The 19,090-nt window shown below is 74.5% G+C and carries 11 protein-coding genes and 2 pseudogenes; 8 read left to right on the top strand and 5 right to left on the bottom strand.

The window, feature by feature from the left end:
• Positions 1 to 25 precede the first annotated feature (25 nt).
• The 4 genes from DVK44_RS00060 to DVK44_RS00045 all read left to right on the top strand — a co-directional run bounded on the left by DVK44_RS00060 (position 26) and on the right by DVK44_RS00045 (position 5,725).
• The gene (locus DVK44_RS00060) at positions 26 to 1,999 is read left to right on the top strand and encodes an ABC transporter permease (RefSeq protein WP_114657472.1); all 1,974 of its coding nucleotides are present in this window, start codon (positions 26 to 28) and stop codon (positions 1,997 to 1,999) included.
• A gap of 220 nt (positions 2,000 to 2,219) precedes the next feature.
• Positions 2,220 to 4,205, top strand: a complete 1,986-nt coding sequence (locus DVK44_RS00055) for an NAD-binding protein (RefSeq protein WP_114657470.1) — start codon at positions 2,220 to 2,222, stop codon at positions 4,203 to 4,205.
• A 71-nt stretch (positions 4,206 to 4,276) separates the two neighbouring features.
• Positions 4,277 to 4,477, top strand: a complete 201-nt coding sequence (locus DVK44_RS00050; RefSeq protein WP_114657468.1) for a hypothetical protein — start codon at positions 4,277 to 4,279, stop codon at positions 4,475 to 4,477.
• Between the two features lie 213 nt (positions 4,478 to 4,690).
• Complete coding sequence (locus DVK44_RS00045) at positions 4,691 to 5,725, top strand: phosphatidylinositol-specific phospholipase C domain-containing protein (RefSeq protein WP_114657466.1); 1,035 nt, start codon at positions 4,691 to 4,693, stop codon at positions 5,723 to 5,725.
• Between the two features lie 39 nt (positions 5,726 to 5,764).
• Here the strand turns inward: DVK44_RS00045 and DVK44_RS00040 are convergent, their stop codons facing one another.
• From DVK44_RS00040 to DVK44_RS36900, 3 genes and pseudogenes are all read right to left on the bottom strand, one after another.
• Positions 5,765 to 7,348: an ATP-dependent DNA ligase gene (locus DVK44_RS00040; RefSeq protein WP_114657464.1), complete on the bottom strand. Its 1,584-nt coding sequence runs from the start codon at positions 7,346 to 7,348 to the stop codon at positions 5,765 to 5,767.
• Between the two features lie 127 nt (positions 7,349 to 7,475).
• A pseudogene (locus DVK44_RS36905) lies at positions 7,476 to 8,405 on the bottom strand (pectinesterase family protein); the annotation flags it as partial.
• A gap of 93 nt (positions 8,406 to 8,498) precedes the next feature.
• Positions 8,499 to 9,890: pseudogene (locus DVK44_RS36900) on the bottom strand (pectate lyase family protein); the annotation flags it as partial.
• A 288-nt stretch (positions 9,891 to 10,178) separates the two neighbouring features.
• Here DVK44_RS36900 and DVK44_RS00030 point away from each other — a divergent pair.
• Both DVK44_RS00030 and DVK44_RS00025 read left to right on the top strand, forming a co-directional pair.
• Positions 10,179 to 12,515 carry a serine/threonine-protein kinase gene (locus DVK44_RS00030; protein ID WP_114657458.1) on the top strand — a complete coding sequence of 779 codons (2,337 nt, stop codon included), beginning with the start codon at positions 10,179 to 10,181 and terminating at the stop codon, positions 12,513 to 12,515.
• Between the two features lie 90 nt (positions 12,516 to 12,605).
• Positions 12,606 to 14,153, top strand: coding sequence for a phytoene desaturase family protein (locus DVK44_RS00025; RefSeq protein WP_162793591.1), 1,548 nt, complete (start codon positions 12,606 to 12,608; stop codon positions 14,151 to 14,153).
• Positions 14,154 to 14,196: 43 nt separating this feature from the next.
• On the opposite strand, the gene DVK44_RS00020 is transcribed toward DVK44_RS00025, so the two are convergent.
• A complete protein-coding gene (locus tag DVK44_RS00020) occupies positions 14,197 to 15,912 on the bottom strand; it encodes a serine hydrolase domain-containing protein (protein WP_228446919.1) in 1,716 nt (571 codons plus the stop codon).
• Positions 15,913 to 16,125: 213 nt separating this feature from the next.
• Here DVK44_RS00020 and DVK44_RS00015 point away from each other — a divergent pair, with 213 nt between their 5' ends.
• Entirely contained in the window at positions 16,126 to 17,232 is a 1,107-nt protein-coding gene (locus tag DVK44_RS00015; RefSeq protein WP_114657452.1) for a calcium:proton antiporter, read from the top strand.
• Between the two features lie 32 nt (positions 17,233 to 17,264).
• On the opposite strand, the gene paaK is transcribed toward DVK44_RS00015, so the two are convergent.
• The gene (paaK, locus tag DVK44_RS00010) at positions 17,265 to 18,551 is read right to left on the bottom strand and encodes a phenylacetate--CoA ligase PaaK (protein ID WP_114657450.1); all 1,287 of its coding nucleotides are present in this window, start codon (positions 18,549 to 18,551) and stop codon (positions 17,265 to 17,267) included.
• Positions 18,552 to 18,739: 188 nt separating this feature from the next.
• Between paaK and DVK44_RS00005 the strand changes: the two genes are divergently transcribed.
• Positions 18,740 to 18,982 carry a DUF397 domain-containing protein gene (locus DVK44_RS00005; protein ID WP_114657448.1) on the top strand — a complete coding sequence of 81 codons (243 nt, stop codon included), beginning with the start codon at positions 18,740 to 18,742 and terminating at the stop codon, positions 18,980 to 18,982.
• Positions 18,983 to 19,090 lie beyond the last annotated feature (108 nt).

Below are 19,090 nucleotides of genomic sequence, written 5' to 3'. Positions count from 1 at the left end.
CTCCGCCCCGAGCCCAGGAACCCCGATGACCCGCCCCCGTACCCGCACCGGCAGATTGGGCGCCCCCGTCGCCCTGGCGCTTCCCGCGCTGCTCGCGATCGCGTTCCTGCTGCTGCCGCTGATCGGCATCCTCGTCCGCACCCCGTGGGGCGACCTCGGTACGCATCTCACCAGCCCCGGCGTGCTCCAGGCGCTCAGGCTCTCGCTGCTCGTCTCCTTCTGGGCGCTCGGCCTCTCGCTGCTGCTCGGGGTGCCGCTGGCCTGGCTGCTGGCCCGGGTGCCGTTCCCCGGCAAGACGCTCGTCCGCACACTGGTGCTGCTGCCGATGGTGCTGCCGCCCACCGTCGGCGGTGTCGCCCTGCTGCTCGGCTTCGGCCGCCGGGGGCTGCTCGGGCCCTGGCTGGAGGGCACCTTCGGCATCACCCTGCCGTTCCACACCTCGGGCGCGGTGATCGCCGCGACCTTCGTCGCGATGCCCTTCCTCGTCATCAGCCTCGAAGGCGCCCTGGCCGGACTGCGGCCCGCCTACGAGGAGACCGCCGCCTCCCTGGGCGCCTCACCGGTCCGGGTGTTCCGTACCGTCACCCTCCCCATGGTCGCCCCCGGACTCGCCGCGGGCGCCGCCCTGACCTGGGCGCGGGCCCTCGGCGAGTTCGGCGCCACGATCACCTTCGCGGGCAACCTCCCCGGCACCACCCAGACCCTGCCGCTCCAGGTCTATCTGCTGCTCCAGGACTCGCCCGAGGCGGCGACCTCCGTGTCGCTGCTGCTCCTCGCCATCGCCATGGCCGTGCTGATCGCGCTGCGCGGGCGCTGGACCGGCGGGAGCGCCGACCGCCGGGCGGACCGCGGCCCGCTGCCGGACGAAGCCGCCGGTACGGAGCCCCCGGCCGCCGGGGGAGCGGCGCCCGCCGTGCCCGCCGCCGTGCCCGCCGAGGTCCCCGTACCGCCGGACCCGGACGCCCGCTGGTCGCTGCACGCCGAGGTCACCGGCTTCAACCGGCTCACACTGGACGCGGACCCCGGCACCACCATCGCCGTCGTCGGCCCCAACGGCGCCGGGAAGACCACCCTGCTGCGCGCCCTCCTCGGGCTGACCCCCCGCGCGCACGCCGCGCTCCGCCTCGGTGACCTCGATGTCACCGCGCTGCCGCCGCACCGCCGCCGGGTCGCCTGGGTCCCGCAGAACGGCGCGCTCTTCCCGCATCTCAGCGCGCTCTCCAACACGGCGTACGGACTGCGCGCGCACGGCGTTCCGCGTGCCGAGGCCCGCCGCGCGGCGCAGTCGTGGCTCGACCGGCTGGGCGTCGGCCATCTCGCCCACCGCAGGCCGCACCAGGTCTCCGGCGGCCAGGCGCAGCGCGTCGCGCTGGCCCGCGCGCTCGCCGCGCGGCCCCGGCTGCTGCTCCTGGACGAGCCGCTGGCGGCCCTCGACCAGACCACCCGAGCCCAGGTGCGGCACACACTGCGCGGCCACCTCGACCGCTTCGGCGGGGTCTGTCTGATCGTCACCCACGACCCGGTGGAGGCCGTTTCACTGGCGGACCGCGTCCTCGTGCTCGACGAGGGGCGTGTCCTCCAGGACGCCCCGCCCGCCGAGGTGACCCGCCGTCCGCGCTCGCCGTGGGTGGCCCGGATGCTCGGCCGCAACGCCTGGGCCGGTGTCTCGGGACCGGACGGCTTCCTGCTCACCGGGGGCGGCCGGCTGGTCGTCGCCGAGCCGCCGGCCGAGGGCGCCGCCGCGCTCGCGATCATCGGGCCCGAGGCCGTCTCCGTACACCGGGAGCGGCCCGGCGGCAGCCCCCGCAACGTCTGGCCGGGCACCGTACGGGAGATCACCGCCCTCGGCAGCCGGCTGCGGGTCCTGATCACCTCGGACGAGACCCCCGACCTGGTCGCCGAGATCACCCCCGAGGCCGCCGCCGAACTCCGGCTCGCCGAGGGCGTCCCCGTCTGGACCGGCGTCAAGGCCACCGAGATCACCCTGGTCCCTCTCTGACCTTCCGGGGCAGGGCGGTCGTGCCGGCGGGCGCGCTTCCCCCGCCCCCGGGACCGCCATCTGACGCACGGTCACCAGGCGTCCGTGCGACGCCCGTACGGCCGCTTCGGCGCCGTACCGGTTCCGGAGCGGCAGGGTCGCCCCACCCGCCCCGGTCCGCGACACTGTTGTCGTGTACACACTTCCACACCAGGCACCACAGGGCCTCCCCGCCGGTCACATGATCGTCTGTGGCGACGACACCCTCGCCCACCGGCTGGCGGGCGAGCTGCGGGACGTGTACGGCGAGCGGGTCACCCTGGTCGTCCCGCCCGTCCGCGTCTCCCGGCTGCCGCCCGCCCCCGCCGCGGGACTCGGCCGGGCCACCGCCTTCTTCGGCCGGATGTCCGCGGCCATGGCCCGTACGGCGGCGACGCTGCCCGACCCGGCCGGGACCGGTCCCGGCGGTCCCGGTGCCGGTCCCGGGGACACCGGGAGAGCGGCGGTCCCGCGCCTCCTGGAGACCGCCGAACTCGGCGAGGACATCCTCCTGGAAGCCGGGGTGGCGGAGGCCGAGGCCCTCGCCCTCGTCCATGACGACGACGAGCTGAACATCCGGGCCGCGCTCGCGGCCCGCCGGCTCAACCCCCAGCTGCGCCTGGTCATCCGCCTCTACAACCGCAAGCTCGGCCAGCATCTGGAGGCGCTCCTCGACCAGGCCGCGGCCGTCGCCGTACCCGGTCTGGACCCGGCGGCGCTCGACGCCACCACCACCGTCCTCTCGGACGCCGACACCGCCGCCCCCGCGCTGGCCGCCACCGCCGTCGCCGGGACCAGCAAGGTGATCCGGGCCGACGGCCTGCTGCTGCGCGCCGTGGAGCGCAATCCGCCGGGCCCGGGCGAGGTCGCGGACCCGGGGCTGTGCACCCTCGCCCTGCTCTCGGCCACCACCAACGACCCCGCGGGCAGCGAGGGTTCGGACAGCAGCGGCCGGGAGGGGCCGGAGCTGCTCCCCGACGACGTGAGCGCCGCCACCGCCACCGGCCGGGGCACCGTCGTCCTGGAGGCCGTGTCCCACGCGGGCCCCGACCTGCCGCCGCGCCGTCTCGCGGGCCGCGGAGCGCCCCTGTCGTCGCTGTTCTCCCGGCGGCTGCGCTGGTCCTTCGCGGGGATCGTCGGCGCGGTGGTCGTGCTCGCGCTCACCTCCTGGCTGGTCACCGACTCCCGGCTGATCGGCGCCACCTACCTCACCCTGCTCGACCTCTTCGCCATCGGCGACCCCGCCGTCGGCGAACCGGCCGACCGCCAGATCCTCCAACTGCTCTCCATGGTCACCGGACTTCTGCTGCTGCCCGTGGTGCTCGCCGCCGTACTGGAGGCCCTCGGCACCTTCCGCTCCGCCTCCGCGCTGCGCCGGCCGCCGCGCGGCATCTCCGGCCATGTCGTCCTGCTCGGCCTCGGCAAGATCGGCACCCGGGTGCTGGTGCGCCTGCGCGAGCTGGAGATCCCCGTGGTGTGTGTGGAGGAGGACCCCGAGGCGCGCGGTGTCGCGCTCGCCCGCAGTCTGCGCGTACCGACCGTCCTGGGCGATGTGACCCAGGAAGGTGTGCTGGAGGCCGCCAAGATCGAGCGCGCGCACGCCCTGCTCGCCCTGACCAGCGTCGACACCACCAATCTGGAGGCCGCCCTCTACGCCCGCTCGGTCGCCCCCGGGCTCCGGGTGGCGCTGCGGCTGTACGACGACGACTTCGCCACCGCCGTCTATCGCACCCTGCGCGCCGCCCACCCCGGGGCGCTCACCCGCAGCCGCAGTGTCTCCACCCTCGCCGCGCCCGCCTTCGCCGTCGCCATGATGGGCCGGCAGATCCTCGGGGCCATCCCGGTGGAGCGCCGGGTGCTGCTGGTCGCCGCCATCGACGTGGCGGGCCATCCCCGGCTGGAGGGCCGTACCGCCGGCGAGGTGTTCCGGCCGGGCGCCTGGCGGATCATCGCGCTGGACACCGCCGACCCGGGGGACCGGCTGCCGGACCTGTCCGACACCCGCCCCGGCGTCGCGGGCCGGCGGCCGCCCGGGCTCGTCTGGGACCTGCCCCCGGGCTATGTGCTCGGTCCGCGCGACCGGGTGGTGGTCGCCGCCACCCGCCGCGGCCTCGCCGAACTGCTCGGCCGGCGGTCCGGCGGCGGACGCGCCGGGGGCCACCGGGCGGACCGGGGGCACGGCGGATAGCGGGGTACCGGGGATGCGGCCGGGGCGTACGGGCACCAGAATTGTCACCACCGGACGAACAAGGAGGCGGCATGAACGCGGAGTCCGCTGCGCGGCCCGACCACGAGGGCGTGACCCCCGACCGACTGCTGCACACCGGCGCCGACGACGGGGTGACGGCCGAGGACCTGGTCCTGGCCTCCGGCCGGGACCTCACCCCGGAGAACATCGAATGGGCCAAGCGCCGGATCGCGGCGAAGGGCCGCGCGGCCATCGAGGAACAGCTGCCGTAACCCCCGGGCCGCCGGGCGGGCCATCCGCCCCCCGGCGCGCCCCCTTCCGACGCGTCACCCCCAGGTGCCCCGCCGCCCCCGAGCGGCGGGGCACACCGCTGTGCGCCGGGCGCCCCGTCCGTAAGCCCGTGTCCTCCCGCCCGTCACCGAACTCCCCTACTCTGCCTCTCGGTTGACATGCCCCGCACATGCGCAACGGGAGGAATCCGGGTTATGACAAAGCTGCTCCGCACCACGGTGGCGGCCGGCGCCGCCGCCGTGCTCGCTCTCACGGTCACCTCGGCGAACGCCGCCGACCCCGGCGGGCTGCCGTTCCCCGACAGCACGGCGGTGGGCGTTCACAACGCGTACGAGAAGACCGCCTTCACCTACTTCGCGGACGCGCTGGACTCCGGCGCCGGGATGCTCGAAATCGACGTGTGGACCAATGTGTTCGGCGCGGGGTGGCGGGTCTCGCACTCCAACCCCCTGGGCAACGACAACAATTGCGCGAACGCCACCACCGTCGCCCAGCTGCGTACCAACTCCCGCAACCGGGATCTCGCCGGCTGTCTCACCGACATCAGAACCTGGCACGACGCCAACCCCGGCCACCGGCCCGTCGTCCTCAAGCTGGAGATGAAGGACGGCCTCCTGGGCAGCGCGGGCCGCGGCCCCGCCGCCCTCGACGCGCTGCTCGGCGCCAAGCTCGGTGACGCGCTCTACCGGCCCGCCGAACTGACCGGCGGCCACCCCGATCTCGACACGGCGGTACGGGCCGGGGCCTGGCCCTCGCGCGCACAGCTCGCCGGCAGGTTCATCGTCGAACTCATCCCGGGCACGGTCGAGGAGCAGAACCCGTTCGACACGCTGTGGACCGACCGGGAGTACGCGATGCACCTGCGTGACCTCAAGGCCGCGGGCCGGCTGGGCGAGGCGGCGGCCTTCCCCGCCGTCCACCACGCGGCGGCCGGCGACCCGCGCACGCGGTACGCGGACGCGGGCATCAGGCCGTGGTTCGTCTTCTTCGACGGGGACGCCTCCGCCTACGCGGCCGCCGGGTTCGACACGTCCTGGTACGCCCAGCGCAACTACTACGTGCTGATGACGGACGCGCACAACGTGGCCCCCGCCATCAGCGCCACCACCCCGACCGAGCAGCAGGCCCGGGACCGGCTGGCGCTGCTCGCGCGGAAGAACGCGAGCCTCATCTCGGCGGACTGGCGCACCCTGCCGGCGGTGCTCTCCTCGGCCGTTCCGCGCGGATAGGCACCATCCGGTTCCCGTACGTACGGTCCCGGGGCCGCCTCACTCCGCCCCGGGACCGCTGCTGCCGCCGTCCTGGCCGCTGTCCTCGCTGCCGCCGCCCCGGCCGTGCGCCGCCAGCACCGTGCCGATCGTGTCCGCCTCCGCCGCCCGCTTGTCCGTCCGGTAGCGCAGCACCCGCGCGAAGCGCAGTGTGACCCCCGCCGGATAGCGCGAGGACCGCTGGAGCCCGTCGTAGGCGATCTCGACGACCAGCTCGGGCCGTACGGTCACGGTGAAGCCGTCGTCCCGTACCGCCAGCTCCCGCAGCCGCCCCGTCTGCCACTCCAGCGTCGCGTCGGTCAGCCCCTTGAAGGTCTTGCCGAGCATCACGAACGAGCCGTCCTCGCGCCGCGCGCCCAGATGCAGATTGGAGAGCCGCCCGGTGCGCCGGCCGTGTCCCCACTCGGCGGCCAGCACCACGAGATCCAGGGTGTGCACGGGCTTGACCTTCAGCCACCCCGCGCCGCGCCGGCCCGCGCTGTACGGGGCGTCCAGCGCCTTGACCACCACACCCTCGTGGCCCCGGTCCAGGGTCGCCCGGAAGAACGCCTCCGCGTCCGGCCCGCTGCCGCCCGCGACCACGATCCGGCGTACCCGCAGCGGCTCCGGCACCAGCCGCGCCAGCGCCGTGTGCCGGTCCGCGAGCGGCAGGTCGAGCAGCTCCTCGCCGTCCGCCGCCAGGATGTCGAAGAAGACCGGCGACAGCGGCACCGCCCGCGCGGCGGACGGTACGTCGCCGCGCGACCCGACCCGTCCCGCGACCTCCTGGAAGGGCCGCGGCCGGCCCGCCGCGTCCAGCGCGATGACCTCGCCGTCCAGTACGAAACCGTCGCCCGCCAGCCCCAGCGCGACCGCCGTCACTTCCGGCAGCCGGTCCGTGATCTCGTCGAGCGTGCGGGTGAAGATCCGTACCGCCGCGCCGTCCCGGTGCACCTGCACCCGGATCCCGTCGAGCTTCTCCTCGACGGCGCACTCCCCGAGCCGCTCGACCGCCTCCGCCACCCCGGCGGCGCTCTGCGCGAGCATCGGCAGGACGGGCCGGCCCACGGTGAGCAGGAACTCGTCCAGTACGGGCGGGCCCGCGGCCAGCAGCCGCCGGGCCACCGGGGCCAGCGAGCCCGCCAGCATCACCGCCCGCCGTACGGCGTCGGGCCGCGCGCCCGAGGTCTCGGCGAGCGCCTCCACGGCGACGGCGTCCAGCGCGCCCTGCCGGATCTCGCCGGAGATCAGCCCGACCAGGAAGCGCTGCTCCTCCTCCGTCGCGGCCCCCAGCAGCTCCCGCACCAGACGTCTGCGCTCGCCCTGCGCGCCGGGTCCGGCGACGGCCGCGAGCGCGGTGAAGGTGTCGTCCACCCGGTGCACGGTCAGTGTGGCGCGGCCGGCCGGCGGGGGCGGGTCCTTGAGCGCGTTCCAGCCGACACCGATCCGCCCCTGGGGCAGCCGTCCGGCCAGATACGGGATGACCACGGGCACATCGTCCGGCCCCGCCGTCCGGAAGAGCCCGGCCAGCAGCGAGATCTTCCGGGACCGCGCGGAGACCCCGGCGACCTCCCGGGACACATGGGCGAGCGGTGCCAGCAGCATGTCTCCATCGTCCAACGCCGGACCCGGGACCGCGCGCCGAGGCAGGGAGCGCGGTCCCGGGCCCGGTGTCCCGGGAGAGGTGCTCCGGGAGGGATGTGCCGGGTCGGCCGGTGGGGCAGCCGGTGGGTCAGCCCGTCGGGTTCCAGCCGTCCGTGCCGGCCAGATACGCGGCGGCCGTGTACTCGCCCGCCTGCGCGGCCGTGAGCTGCGGACGGTTCGCGTTGACCGTCGCGCCGGGGCCGGTGTTCGCGTACTCGTGGAAGCGCGCGGACCGCCACGGGAACGTGCCGAAGTCCGTCCAGGGCGCGGCCACCCGGATCGCGGCCGGCAGAGCGGTGTTACGGATCACCAGCTGGCCGACCGCGTCGTCGGTGGGGTGCCAGGGGCGGCCGAGGGAGAAGGTGTTGGCCTGGGCCGAACTGCTGATCGTGGAACCGGTGATGAGCATGCCGTACTTCTTCGCGGAGTTCGTGTTGGGCGCCGCGAGATAGCCGTTGTTGCCGCCCGCCGCCGCGCCCCGGTCGCGCAGGGTGATGTTGACGCGGTCGAAGACGGCGGTGGCGTTGCCGAAGAGGAAGTCGACATCGCCGCTGATGAAGGAGTTGCGGAAGTACTGACGGTACTGGCCGGTCGCGTTCGGCGCGTAGGTGAGGAGGGTGTCCTGGTGGCCGATGACGCGGACATTGCGGAAGATCTGCCGGTCGCCCTGCGCGGTGACGGCCACCGCCTGGGTGTCGGTGATCTCGGGGTGCTCGGCGCGCAGCCAGGTGTTCTGGAGGGTGACCCCGGTGACGGTGAGGTCGTTGGCCGCGAAGGTCGCGGTGGCGCTGCCCCGGGTGCCGTACGTGGTCCCGTCGGGCTTCCGGGTGCCCGCCGCGTTGTCGTACGTGATGACGACGTCCTCGGCGTTGCCGGTGGCGCCCCTGATCGTCAGGCCCGTCTTGCCGGTGGGGACGTTGAGCACCTCGCGGTAGGTGCCCTTGGCGACGGACACCGTGTCACCGGCGGCCGAGGCGTCCACCGCCGCCTGCACGGTGCGGTACTGGGCCGAGCCGTCGGCCGCGACGGTACGGGTGGCGGCGGCCACCGCCGGGGCGGCAGCGGCGGCGGCGACAGGGGCCGCGGCCGCGGTGCTCGTCGTGCCGGCGGCGGTCAGTATCCCCGCGCCCGCGGTCGCGGCCAGGGAGGACGGCAGGTCCTTGGCCGAGGACTCCAGGCCGGCGGTGAGCGTCGGCGTCCAGTTCACCGCGGTCTTCAGCTGCTTCGACGAGTCGGCCGCGGCGTTGTAGGCGGCGGCCAGGTCCGTCACCGTACCGTCGACCATGTTGCCGCTGCCCGCGATGGCGCCGGTGCCGTCCCCGCTCAGGAGCTGGGAGGTCTTGCGGTCGCTCGACAGCTTCCAGTAGTTCTTCTCGGCCACCACCTGCGCGCCGGCGCGGGAGTTGATGGTGTAGCTGTGCGCGTAGCCGCCGGCCTTGGTGGTGTCGTAGTAGTTGTTGTAGATGTGCACCTGGCCGATCCGGGTCAGCGGCGCGCGCTGGGTGATGCCGGTGTAGACGTTGTGGTGGATGGAGATGCGCAGCGCGCTCGCGTTGTCCGTGTCGCTGGAGCCGATCAGTGTCGTCTTGTCGTGGTTGGTGAAGCGGTTGCGCTCCACGGTGACCAGGTCGGAGCCCTTGGTGATGTCGAGCAGGCCGTCGTGCACCTGGAACTTGCGGTCGAAGTAGGTCGCCGACGCGCTGTCGAGCGTCGGACCGTCGCTGAACGTGTTGTGATCCACCCAGACATGGGTGGCCCCGCGCAGCGTGACCGCGTCGTACTCGGAGTTCCAGTTGCCCGTGGAGCCGTCGGTCGGGTCCCACTGCGGGAAGCAGTCCTCGGGGCTGTTGAACGTCAGATTGCGCACGATGACGTTGTCGACGTTCTTCAGCACCAGGGCGCCGCCGAGGATCCTGGCGTTCGACCCGGGGACCCCGACGAGCGTGGTGTTCGACGGGACGTTGAACTGGATGTTCTTCGCCTGCTTGGCCGCCGCGGCGACCCGGGCCGTCTCCTGGGTGCCCGAGGGCACCTTGGTACGGCCCCAGGTGGCCGGGTCGTACGCCTTCAGATACGCGGAGAGCGAGTACCCCGTCCCCGAGGCGTAGTCGGCGCAGCCGACGGCCGCGCCCGCGTCGTCGGTGTTGGCGTTGATCGTGCCCTTCACCTGGATGATCCGGGGAGTCGTACTGCTCGCCGAACCGAGCGCCGCCACCAGCTGCGCCCGGGTGGAGACCGTCACGACCTGGGTGGCCGCCGCGCCTCCCGTCGTGCCGGTGCCACTGGCCGCCCAGCCGTCCTTGGCGGGCAGCGTCTGGTGTGCCAGATCGGTCGCGGCGCTCGCGCCGGCGGCGAGGGGGATCGCGCCCAGCCCGGCGGCCACCACGGCCGCCGCCGCGAGCAGCGCCGTACGGCGGGCGAGCCGTGACCGGCGGTGCGGCGGCGCGGCCGCGGAGGCCGTGTCCGGTGAGGGGCCGTGGGGGGAGAGAGGGGAAGGGGACATCCGTCAACGTCCTTCGTCGTGGGGGAAGTTCATCCACGGGTGGGCACCGCCGGGGGAAAGGTTGCCGCATGATCGACTCTTTCGCGCCGGGTTCTCCGCCGTTCTTCCGCCCCGCTCCCGCCGTTGTCCGCGCGCGCCCGCCCCACCTCCGCAGTGCCCCCGGCACGCCCCCGGGCCCGCGCAATCCGCCCGACACCCGCCCCACCCCGTACACCTTCCCCTGCCGGGCGGCCATACTGGACGGTCCGGGACGGAGTGGAACGAAGGTGCGGGGGGCGACAGCACGCGATGGCGGAGAGCAGGCTGATCCAGGGCCGCTACCGGCTGCTCGATCTCATCGGGCGCGGGGGCATGGGCGAGGTGTGGCGGGCGCGCGACGAATCGCTCGGCCGGCATGTCGCCGTGAAGTGCCTCAAGCCGCTGGGACCGCAGCAGGACCACGCCTTCACCCGGATCATGCGGGAGCGGTTCCGGCGCGAGGCCCGGGTCGCCGCCGCCCTCCAGCACCGCGGTGTCACCGTCGTCCACGACTTCGGCGAGTACGACGGCGTCCTCTACCTCGTCATGGAGCTGCTCGACGGCCGCAACCTCAGCCAGCTGCTCGACGACCGCGCCCCGGCCCTGGAGGACGAGACACCGGAGGAGCGTCCGCTGCCCCTCGCCGACGTCGTCGACATCGCGGAACAGGTCACCGACGCCCTCGCCTACACACACGGCCAGGGCATCGTCCACCGCGATCTCAAACCCGCCAACATCATGCGGCTCACCGACGGGGCCGTGAAGATCTGCGACTTCGGCATTGCGCGCCTCGGCCACGACATCGGATTCACCTCACGGCTCACCGGCACTCACGTCGCCATGGGCACCCCGCACTACATGTCGCCCGAGCAGATCTCCGGCAGCCAGATCGACCACCGCAGCGATCTGTACTCGCTCGGCTGTGTGCTCTACGAGATCGCCACCGGCACCCCGCCCTTCGACCTGGTCGACACCTGGTCGATCCTCGTCGGCCACCGCGACACCGTCCCCCGGCCGCCCAGCGAGCGCCGCCCCGGACTCCCCGCCTTCCTCGACGACATCGTCCTCGGCCTGCTCGCCAAGACCCCCGAGGAGCGGCCCGCCGACGCGGGCGAGCTGCGCGCCGCGCTCGCCGCCGCGCGCTCCGCGACCGCGCCGCCGCCCGGACCGCACCCGGTCCGGCTCGCACTGCCCGCCCAGGCCACGCCGCCCGCCGCCGGCCGCCGCGTCCCGTACGCCCTCGGCCCCGCCGGACCCCCGCTCCCCGCGGACATCCCGCTGCCCGCCTGGACCCACTCCATGACCACCGGGCACAAGGCCATCGGCGTGACCGGGCTGACCGGGCTCGGCGAGCCGCCGCCGGACCACACGGCGGGGCTGACCGGCGAGTGGACCGTCGTCCCCGCCGACCCGCGCGCCACCGCCGTGGCCCGCCGCGACACCGGACGCCCCGCCCCGCCGCCCGGACATCTCGCCGCGCTCGCCGCCCGGCACAGCGCCGGGCTCAGCCTCGGCCGGCTCGGCCGCTGGGAGGAGGCCGGCGAGGTGCACCGCGCGGTCGCCGCCGAGCGCGCGCACGCGCTGGGCCCCGATCACCCGGACACCCTCGGCAGCCGGTACGAGGTCGGGTTCACGCTCAGCAGGACCGGCCGTACGGTGGACGCCCTGCGCGAGTTCTCCGAGGTCGCCGAGGGCCGCGAACGCGCCCTCGGCCCGGACCACCCCGACACCCTCGCCGCCCGCCAGGAGACGGCCTACGTCCTCGGACAGCTCGGCCGGCACTTCGAGGCCCACGAGGTCTTCGCCGCCGTCCTCGCCGCCCGCGGGCGCACCATGGGCCCGGACCACCCCGACACCCTGCGCTGCCGCCACAACCTCGCGTACAACCTGAGCAGGCTCGGCCGGCTGGAGGACGCCCACCGGCTGGCCCACGAGGTCGCCACCGCCCGCGCCCGGGTGCTCGGCCCCGACCACCCGGACACCCTGGTCAGCCAGTACGAGGTGGCCTACGCGCTGGGCCAGCTCGGCCGCTGGCCCGAGGCCCTCGCCGGCTACCGCCAGGTCGCGGCCGGCCGCGCCAGGGCGCTCGGCGCCGACCACCCCGACACCCTCGCCGCCCGCTACGAGGTCGGCATCAGCCTGGGCCGTCTCGACCGCAGCGCCGAGGCGCTGGAGCTGTACGGCGGCCTGGTCGAGGACCGCGCCCGCGCCCACGGCCCGCGCCACCCGGAGACCCTCCGCGCCCGGCACGGCCTCGGCGTCAACCTCGGCCGCCTCGACCGCTGGGACGAGGCCCTCACCGAGGCCCGTGAGGTCTGCGCCCTGCGGGAGCGGGTCCTCGGCGCCGACCATCCCGACACCCTCGTCAGCCGCCGCGAGATCGCCGTCGGCCTCGGCTGGCTCGGCCGCTGGACCGAGGCGCTCGCCGTGTACCGCCAAGTCGCCGACGCCCGCGCCCGGGTCCTCGGGCCCACCCACCCCGACGCGCTGGCCAGCCGGGACGACGAGGCCCACTGCCTCGAACAGCTCGGCCGGAGCGCGGAGGCGGCGGCCCTCTACCGCCAGGTGGCGGCGCTGCGCCGACGGCACGGCTCGCGCGGCCACTGACGGCGCCGCTGCCATTACGGAGCCATGGCCCCCGGCCGCGTGACCGCTCCGGCCCCTGGCCGCGCGATCATCCGCGTGTTACCAAGAGCCATGCCCGCAACCACCTCGCCCGCCCGCGCCTCCTACGACGCCGTCATCGTGGGCGGCGGCCACAACGGACTGGTCGCCGCCGCCTATCTCGCCCGCGCCGGCCGCACCGTCCTGGTGCTGGAGCGCCTCGGGCACACCGGCGGCGCCGCCGTCTCCAGCCGCCCCTTCGCCGGGGTGGACGCCCGGCTCTCCCGCTACTCCTACCTGGTCTCCCTGCTGCCCCGGAAGATCGTGCGCGAGCTGGGGCTGCGCTTCACCACCCGGCGCCGGACGGTCTCCTCGTACACCCCGCTGGGCGACGGCGGGCTGCTGGTCGGTGAGGGCCGGACCCGCGCCTCCCTCGCCGCGCTGACCGGCGGCGACGCGGAGTACACGGCCTGGGAGGAGTTCTACGGGATGACCCGGCGGGTCGCGGAGCGGATCTTCCCCACGCTCACCGAGCCGCTGCCCGCCCGGGAGGCGCTGCGCGCCCGTGTCGACGACGACACCGCCTGGCGGACGCTCTTCGAGGAGCCGATCGGCGTCGCGATCGAGGAGCGGTTCCGCCACGATCTCGTCCGCGGGGTGGTGCTGACCGACGCCCTGATCGGCACCTTCGCCGACGCCCACGACCCGTCGCTCGTCCAGAACCGCTGCTTCCTCTACCACGTGATCGGCGGCGGCACCGGCGACTGGGACGTGCCCGTGGGCGGCATGGGCGCGCTCACCGACGCGCTGGCCGCCGCCGCGCGGTCCGCCGGCGCGGAGATCCGCACCGGCCACGAGGCGACCCGCGTCGAGACCGACGGGACGCGCGCCGAGGTGACGTTCCGCGCGGAAGGGACGGACCGTACGGTGAGTGCCCGGCAGGTGCTGGTGAACGCCTCGCCCCAGGCGCTCGCCGCCCTCCTCGGGGAGGACCCGCCGCCCGCCGCCGAGGGCGCCCAGCTCAAGGTGAACATGGTGCTGCGCCGGCTGCCGCGGCTGCGCGACCGGTCCGTGGACCCCCGCGAGGCGTTCGGCGGCACCTTCCATGTCGCCGAGGGATACGGGCAGTTGGCCACCGCCTACCGGGAGGCGGCGGCGGGCCGACCGCCGGGCGCCCCGCCGTCCGAGATCTACTGCCACTCCCTCACCGACCCGTCCATCCTCGGCCCGGAACTCGCCGCCCGGGGCTACCAGACCCTCACCCTCTTCGGACTGCACACCCCCGCCCGGCTCTTCACCGACGACCACGACGCCGTCCGCGCGGAGCTGCTCGCCGCGACCCTCGCCCAGCTGGACGAGCGGCTGGCGGAGCCCCTCGCCGGCTGTCTCGCGGTGGACGACGAGGGCCGGCCGTGCATCGAGGCGAAGACCCCGCTCGACCTCGAACGCGAACTGCGCCTGCCCGGCGGCCATATCTTCCACCGCGATCTCGCCTTTCCCTTCGCGGCGGAAGGGGCCGGCCGCTGGGGTGTGGCGACCGCGCACCCGAATGTGCTGCTCTGCGGCGCGGGCGCGGTACGCGGCGGCGGGGTCAGCGGTGTACCGGGACACAACGCGGCGATGGCGGCGCTGGGGCGGTGAGGCGAGAGCCGGGGACGGGGGTTGACGCGTTCACCTCGCCGGGTCAGTCCGCCGAGAGCGTCCAGCCGGCCGCCTCGATCCGCGCCGCGTCCCTGGGCCGCGCCTCGTCGAAGACCGTACGCCCGGCGCCCGTACCGTTCCCGCCGCCCTCGACCCGCAGACCGGTCACATACACGCCCCGCCCGGTGTACGGCCCGCTCGTGACACAGCGCCAGCGCAGCCGGGGACCCGCCAGGGCTCCGGGCGCGGCTCCCGGCAGGTCGGGGAGGTCCGCCGTCAGCCGGTGCCAGACGCGCCCCGACCAGCCCGAGACCGCGCCCGCCGGGTGGTCGCGCGGCGGCTGCCCCGTCCGTACGGTGGTGAAGGGCACCGGCCGCCAGCTCCGGCCCGCGTCGGCCGACGCCTCCAGCACCAGTGTGCCGGCCCCAGGCACGGTGTCCCACCAGAGGGCGCACTCCAACTTGCCCCGCCCCCACGGCTGTTCGAGGTCCGGCAGGGTCAGGGTCGCCGTCGTGTCCCGTGCCGTGCCGGCGAACCAGGCGGTACGTCCCCGCTCCGGCCGGACCGCGACGGCCCGGGCCATCCGGTCGGCGCACGCCACGCGCGGCGCACTGCCCGAGCGCCAACTACGCACCGGATGGACCGAGTTGCCGAGCACGATCAGAAACGAGTCGGTCGTCGGATCGAGCACGACACTGGTCCCGGTGAAACCGGTGTGCCCGACCGTACGCGGTGTGGTCATCGCGCCCATGTACCAGCGCCGCCCCAGCTCGAACCCGAGCCCGTGCGCCTGCCCGGGGAACGCGCCGTTGAAGTCGGTGAACATCAGCTCCACCGACTCCGGGCGCAGGATCCGCGCCGCGCCGTACGCGCCCCCGTTGAGCAGGGTGCGCGCCAGGACCGCCAGGTCACGGGCGGTCGAGAAGACGCCCGCGTGGCCCGCCACCCCACCGAACGCGTACGCGTTCTCGTCATGGACCTCGCCGCGCACCATCCCCCGGTCGAGCCCCGACCAGGGCGGGCGCGCGTCCTCGGTGGCGGCGATGCCGGGCCGCCAGGAGACGGGCGGCCGGTAGCGGGTGCGGCGCATCCCGAGCGGGCCGGTGATCTCGTCGTGGAGGAGCGCCTCCAGTGCCCGGCCGGTGATCCGTTCCAGAAGCAGCTGAAGCGCGATCATATTCAGATCCGAATAGAGCGGGACCGTCCCGGGCGGATGCGCCGGAGCCTCGTCCCACAGCATCCGCAGCCGCCCCGCCCGCGTCGGCTCCCGGTACAGCGGGAGCCAGGCGCGCAGCCCCGACGTATGCGTCAGCAGCCCGCGTACCGTGATGTCCCCCTTGCCCCCGCCCCCGAACTCCGGCAGATACGACGCGACGGCCGCCTCCAGAGCCAGCTCGCCCCGCTCGATCCGCCGCACCGCGAGCACCGAGGTGAACAGCTTCGAGAGCGAGGCCAGATCGAAAACCGTGTCCCGGGCCATCGCGACCCGCCGCCCGGCCGGCAGCTCCACCCCCGCACCGGTCCGCTCGTCGTACGCCGCGTAGCGCACGGCATGGCCGATCGCCCGGTGCAGCGCGATCGTCCCGCCGCGCCCGGCGAGCAGCACGGCGCCCGCGTACCAGGGGCGGTCGGGGGACGGGCCGAGGAAGGCCGCCGCGTCGTCGACGAGCCGCTCCAGCTGCCCGCCGACGAGACCCGCCCGCTCGGCCGACCCGTACCGCAGGATCGTCGCCCGGCCCGGCACCGCCTCCCGTGTCACACCCGTCCCCCGTCCACCCGTCCACGCGTCCCGCCACCTGCGGCCTGCGGCCTGCGGCCTGCGGCCTGCGGCCTGCGGCCTGCGGCCTGCGGCCTCCCTGACGCTCCTCACTACCACGCCGCGGCTGACCACGCATCAGGGGACGCCGTACGGACCGGCACCCCCGCCCGGCCCGCCGCGCGCGCCCCGGCCACCTCTGGCAGCGTGGGACGCATGGCTACGCGTATCGGCATCAGGTCACTGACCTCCCAGTGGACCGTGGTGGTGCCGCTGCTCGCCGTGGTCGCGCTCGTGCTCAGCTGGGGCCGGAGCCTGACGGGCTTCGCAGTCGGGCTGGTCGCGCTCTGTCTGGCGGGCGCGGTCCTGGCCGCCGTCCACCACGCCGAGGTCGTCGCGCACCGGGTGGGGGAGCCGTTCGGCTCGCTCGTCCTCGCCGTCGCGGTCACCGTCATCGAGGTCGCCCTCATCGTCACCCTGATGATCGACGGCGGCGACAAGACCGCCTCGCTCGCCCGGGACACCGTCTTCGCCGCCGTCATGATCACCTGCAACGGCATCCTCGGGCTCTGTCTGCTGGTCGGCGCCCTGCGCAGCCGGATCGCCGTGTTCAACCCCGAGGGCACGGGCACCGCGCTCGCCACCGTCGCCACGCTCGCCGTCCTCACCCTGGTCCTGCCGACCTTCACCACCAGCCAGCCCGGACCCCAGTTCTCCCCGGCGCAGCTCGGCTTCGCCGCGGTCGCCTCGCTCGGGCTGTGGGGGCTGTTCGTCGCCGTACAGACCGTGCGCCACCGCGACTACTTCCTGCCCGTCACCCAGGAGGGCGATCTGCGCGACGAGGACACCCACGCCGACCCGCCCAGCCGGCGCGCCACCGTACTCAGCCTGGTGATGCTGCTGGTGGCGCTGGTCGCCGTCGTCGGGGACGCGAAGGCGGTGTCGCCCACCATCGAGTCCGGTGTGGAGTCCGCCGGGCTGCCGCAGGCCGTCGTGGGCGTCGTCATCGCGCTGCTGGTGCTGCTGCCGGAGACCATCGCCGCCGTACGGTCCGCCCGCCGCGAGCGGGTGCAGACCAGCCTCAACCTCGCGCTCGGCTCGGCCATGGCGAGCATCGGGCTGACCATCCCGGCCATCGCGCTCGCCACCATCTGGCTGGAGGGCCCCCTGGTCCTCGGGCTCGACGCCACCCATATGGTGCTGCTCGCGCTGACCGTGGTGGTCGGCGCGCTGACCGTCGCTCCCGGGCGCGCCACCCTCCTCCAGGGCGGCGTCCATCTGGCGATCTTCGCCGCGTTCGTCTTCCTCGCCATCAGCCCATAGGCCGGGGGACCCGTTCGACCCGGGGGACCCGTTCAGCGCGTCCGGAGGTCCACGATCCGCCGGATCTTCCCCACCGAGCGCTCCAGCGTCTCCGGATCGACCACCTCGACCGCCACCGAGACCCCCACGCCGTCCCTGACCGCCGCCGCGATGGCGACCGCCGCGTCCGCGCGCTGCTCCGGCGTGGCCGCCGGGCGCGCCTCGGCCCGTACCGTCAGGGCGTCCAGCCGCCCCTCGCGGGTCAGCCGGAGCTGGAAGTGCGGGGCCACGCCCGGTGTGCGGAGCACGATCTCCTCGATCTGGGTGGGGAAGAGGTTCACCCCGCGCAGGATCACCATGTCGTCCGTCCGGCCGGTGACCTTCTCCATCCGCCGGACGGGCCGCGCGGTGCCGGGCAGCAGCCGGGTCAGATCCCGGGTCCGGTAACGGATCACCGGCATGGCCTCCTTGGTGAGCGAGGTGAGGACCAGCTCACCGCGCTCCCCGTCCGGCAGCACCGCGCCGGTGAGCGGATCGATCACTTCCGGATAGAAGTGGTCCTCCCAGATGTGCAGCCCGTCCTTGGTCTCCACGCACTCCTGGGACACCCCCGGACCCATCACCTCGGACAGGCCGTATATGTCCACCGCGTCGATCCCGGAGCGCTCCTCGATCTCCCGCCGCATCTCCTCCGTCCACGGCTCGGCCCCGAGGATCCCGACGCGCAGCGAGGTGGTCCGGGGATCGACGCCCCGGCGCTCGAACTCGTCGAGCAGGGTGAGCAGATACGACGGCGTCACCATGATGATCTCGGGACGGAAGTCCTGGATCAGGGTGACCTGCCGGGCGGTCATGCCCCCGGAGGCGGGGATCACCGTACAGCCGAGCCGCTCGGCGCCGTAGTGCGCGCCGAGGCCGCCGGTGAACAGGCCGTAGCCGTAGGCCACATGGACCTGCTGGCCGGGGCGCCCGCCGGCCGCGTGGATCGAGCGTGCCATCAGGTCGGCCCAGGTGTCCAGATCGCGCTGGGTGTAGCCGACGACGGTGGGGCGGCCGGTGGTGCCGCTCGACGCGTGGATACGCCGTACCTCGGAGCGGTCCACGGCGAACATCCCGAACGGGTAGTTGTCCCGCAGATCGGCCTTGGTGGTGAACGGGAAGCGCGCCAGGTCGGCGGGCGAACGGCAGTCCTCGGGCCGGAGCCCGGCCCGGTCGAAGGCGTCCCGGTAGAAGGCGACATGGTCGTAGACGTGCCGCAGGGTGCGGCGCAGCCGCCTCGTCTGCACTGCGGCCAGCGCCTCACCGCCGAGCTGGTCCGCCGGATCCCACTGAGGTCTCATGGCGCTCTCCCGTGCCGGGGCCGATGCGGCAAGGTGATCGACCGATCATTCGGTTGATCGTCCCGCCCCCAGTAATCCAGCGGCGGAGCCGGGCGTCAAGACGTACGGCGCGGGTGCCGACGTGGCCTGTCCCGGACCGGTGACGATCGATAGTCTGGCGCGGGACGACGCAGTGGGAGGAGCGGGACATGGCCGAAAGCATCACCACCCGGAAGCCGCACGCGGGCTGGGACAAGCCGGAACTCGATCTGAGCGGGGCGCAGTGGCGGTCGGGCAGCCGGGGCGCGGGTGACGTGGAGATCGCCTTTGTGGAGGGCTTCATCGCCATGCGCAACAGCGGCACGCCCGAGCGGCCGTCGCTGATCTTCAGTCCGGCGGAGTGGCGGGCATTCGTCATCAACGCGCGGGACGGCGAGTTCGACCTGACGTGACATGACCCGGCGGTGCGACCGCGACCGCCCGCGCCCGCCGGGCGCCGGGTGGCGAGTGCCGGCTCAGGGCCAGAGCAGCTCGCGCACCCAGCCCGTCCCGGTCCCGGA

Source organism: Streptomyces paludis (assembly GCF_003344965.1).
GTDB classification, from domain to species: Bacteria; Actinomycetota; Actinomycetes; order Streptomycetales; family Streptomycetaceae; genus Streptomyces; species Streptomyces paludis.
This window is presented reverse-complemented; position numbering and strand designations above follow the sequence as displayed.

Excerpts from the sequence above, each read along its gene's own strand:
- DVK44_RS00005 (WP_114657448.1), top strand. The coding sequence starts at position 18,740 with ATGGCCGAAAGCATCACCACCCGGAAGCCGCACGCGGGCTGGGACAAG.
- DVK44_RS00060 (WP_114657472.1), top strand. The coding sequence starts at position 26 with ATGACCCGCCCCCGTACCCGCACCGGCAGATTGGGCGCCCCCGTCGCC.
- paaK (WP_114657450.1), bottom strand. The coding sequence starts at position 18,551 with ATGAGACCTCAGTGGGATCCGGCGGACCAGCTCGGCGGTGAGGCGCTG.
- DVK44_RS00015 (WP_114657452.1), top strand. The coding sequence starts at position 16,126 with ATGGCTACGCGTATCGGCATCAGGTCACTGACCTCCCAGTGGACCGTG.
- DVK44_RS00045 (WP_114657466.1), top strand. The coding sequence starts at position 4,691 with ATGACAAAGCTGCTCCGCACCACGGTGGCGGCCGGCGCCGCCGCCGTG.
- DVK44_RS00055 (WP_114657470.1), top strand. The coding sequence starts at position 2,220 with ATGATCGTCTGTGGCGACGACACCCTCGCCCACCGGCTGGCGGGCGAG.
- DVK44_RS00050 (WP_114657468.1), top strand. The coding sequence starts at position 4,277 with ATGAACGCGGAGTCCGCTGCGCGGCCCGACCACGAGGGCGTGACCCCC.
- DVK44_RS00030 (WP_114657458.1), top strand. The coding sequence starts at position 10,179 with ATGGCGGAGAGCAGGCTGATCCAGGGCCGCTACCGGCTGCTCGATCTC.
- DVK44_RS00040 (WP_114657464.1), bottom strand. The coding sequence starts at position 7,348 with ATGCTGCTGGCACCGCTCGCCCATGTGTCCCGGGAGGTCGCCGGGGTC.
- DVK44_RS00025 (WP_162793591.1), top strand. The coding sequence starts at position 12,606 with ATGCCCGCAACCACCTCGCCCGCCCGCGCCTCCTACGACGCCGTCATC.